Genomic DNA, 2,558 nt, shown 5'->3' on the forward strand with positions numbered 1-2,558 from the left:
CAAACCAATCATACGAGAAAGGAACTCCTTTTTCTAATGTTTTAGGAAATTAAATTAGGGAATAATTCATCCTTACACAAACTATTTTACAGTCTCACCTTTACAATTTAACAAAAAGACACTTTAGTTAACTTAATATACGCTATAAATTTTTACTACAATAAAAAAAGCAACTCTAAGCCCCAAAGCTTAAAGCTGCCTTCTAAATCATTTAATTTCTACTTATTCAATTCATCAAAGAAACCTTGCTTCTTCAAGATTTCCAAGTAACGGTGAACTGCATCTGTCCACAATGGCAATGGCTTGAAGCCATTATCCACAAGCTTGCTCTTGTCCAAACGTGAGTTAAATGGACGAACAGCTTTAGATAAACCATATTCTGCAGTTGTTACTGGAGTTACCTTTGTGTCGTAGTCAGCTTGACGGTAAATTTCCTTAGTAAAATCATACCAAGAAATATAACCAGTCTTGGTGCCATTAGCATCATGATCGCCTTCAGCTGCAGGCAATTCACTGTTAGTTGCGTGGTAGTAGCCGTACTTATCAGTTTCAATCATATCAACTAATAAGCGAGCCAAGTCAAAGGTATAAGTTGGCGTACCGATTTGGTCATCAACCACCTTAACTTCATCGTGAGTTGCACCAACCTCAACCAGGGAGATTGCCAGAGCCAACTACAACTTAACAAACATATAAATTATACCAATAAACATTATACGGTTCATGGCCGCAGCGTTGCGTAATACCATACTTTTCACTTCCGCTTATATTTCATCAACAACATCCTCTAAAAACGAGAAAAGCATCACACACATAAGTGCATGATGCTTAAAACCTGAATCAACTTAGCACGAAGCCTTGTTGACCAACGTCATTAGCGCTGATTCCTTATATCTTATTATACACAATTCCCGCCTCCAGCGTCCTACACATTTGGCAGCGTTACTATGGGATGCAGCGTGAAGTTATTCTGCTTCTTAGCATTTGGTACATCTTGAGGCGAAGTATTACTCCACACAATCGCGTTACGTAATACCGTATCTTTCATTTTCGCTTGTATTTCATCAAGAGTATCCTTATTAGCCTTGATATATTCGGCCAAAGCTAATTGATAAAGAGCAATGAGCTGTGCTACGTATGCATTAGCATGCTTCATGAACGATAAATTATTGGGATCTTCTCAGTATGAATCAGCGATATTTGCTTTAGCGAATCCCTTCTTTAAAGGAATCTATATTTAATACAAGAATAGTATTTATCTAAAGGTTAAATTTCGTAATATATAACTAATGGCTTAAGTACTAACATTCCGACTTTAGCAATGGCAAAATTAAACAATAATGCAGTCGTAAATGAAGACCCCAATTTGCTAATGTCACTTATATCATTTATCTCTGTATCCATTGGATTTGTCTCTAATTTATTTTCTACAATACCCAAAACATGCATTTTTCTAGGACTATTTGCAATACTATTTAGCTGTGTAGTATTCATTCTAAAATCTTTAGTTTTTGCGTATGCTATATATCGATTACTGGCTAAAATGATTGTATTCGGGAAAATTTTTTTACCATATTCACCTAATAAATTAATAGAATCTAACCCTTCTAGGCTCTTATTATTTTCAGATTCAATTTCCTTAATTTCTTGCTTTTGTTTCTGCTTAAGCCTTGATTTCAAAGATGAATTTTTGGAAATAGCATTATTATACTTTTCTTTTACCTTATCTATATCATCTTTTACACTGAATTGCATAACTTTCTTTAATAAATCATGATCAGTTGAATTATACATTGTTTCAAAGTCATATAAATGTGGTGCCTCTGCAATATTTACAATATCACCAATATCTACATTTCTATATCCATTTTTTATCTTGTTTTTAAGGCCCTTTTCTAGCAAAGTAACAATATAGTCGTTTAACACTGTGTCAACTGCAGTCTGATCTGTATTCTCAATATCTCCGGCATTTGTTGAATCATAATGTATTGCTAATTCTCCTTGCGCTTTAGCCAAAAAAGGTATCCTTCCTTCTCCACCGCCTTTAGCTTCTCCGCCTACAGTTGTAGAATGATTTGAGCTAGTCGAATTTGATTCCGTAATTGTCTTGCTTGTTGTTATACCTTTATTTTCCTGCGCTAAAAGTGAATTAACTTCAACATCATCTATATACAAATATTCTCTCATTTCATTTTTCTCCTAATTACTTATTAATTTATAAGACGACATGGTATTCACTATATATAGCATTTATTTGCATGCAATATACATTATATAGTGTAAGCTCATATTATTCTATACTGGACATTAATCAGATTTATGTTAGTAGCACAAATAATATTTTTGTCATTTTTTGCACTATTTATAAAAAGCAAATCTTTTTCTGTTGGCTATTAAGACTAATAGGATTAATTCAATCTGTCGACGTATATCATTACATCGTTGAAAATTAGCAAATAGTACATAAATCAATATAATTATCGGTAAAACTTGAAATTAAATAAAAACCCTGATTTAAAATTGAAGTGCAACACAAATAGAACTTAAACAAAAAGGTC

The 2,558-nt window shown here is 33.1% G+C and carries 2 protein-coding genes and 1 pseudogene; all 3 read right to left on the minus strand.

The window, feature by feature from the left end; all coding sequences use genetic code 11:
- Positions 1 to 218 precede the first annotated feature (218 nt).
- Positions 219 to 647, minus strand: a pseudogene (locus FC77_RS07465) (SDR family oxidoreductase); the annotation flags it as partial.
- Between the two features lie 278 nt (positions 648 to 925).
- Positions 926 to 1,102, minus strand: a complete 177-nt coding sequence (locus tag FC77_RS07470) for a hypothetical protein (RefSeq protein WP_236699544.1) — start codon at positions 1,100 to 1,102, stop codon at positions 926 to 928.
- A gap of 164 nt (positions 1,103 to 1,266) precedes the next feature.
- Entirely contained in the window at positions 1,267 to 2,187 is a 921-nt protein-coding gene (locus FC77_RS07475; RefSeq protein ID WP_056971003.1) for a DUF6414 family protein, read from the minus strand.
- Positions 2,188 to 2,558: the final 371 nt, after the last annotated feature.

The organism is Lactobacillus acetotolerans DSM 20749 = JCM 3825, from assembly GCF_001436775.1.
GTDB lineage: Bacteria > Bacillota > Bacilli > Lactobacillales > Lactobacillaceae > Lactobacillus > Lactobacillus acetotolerans.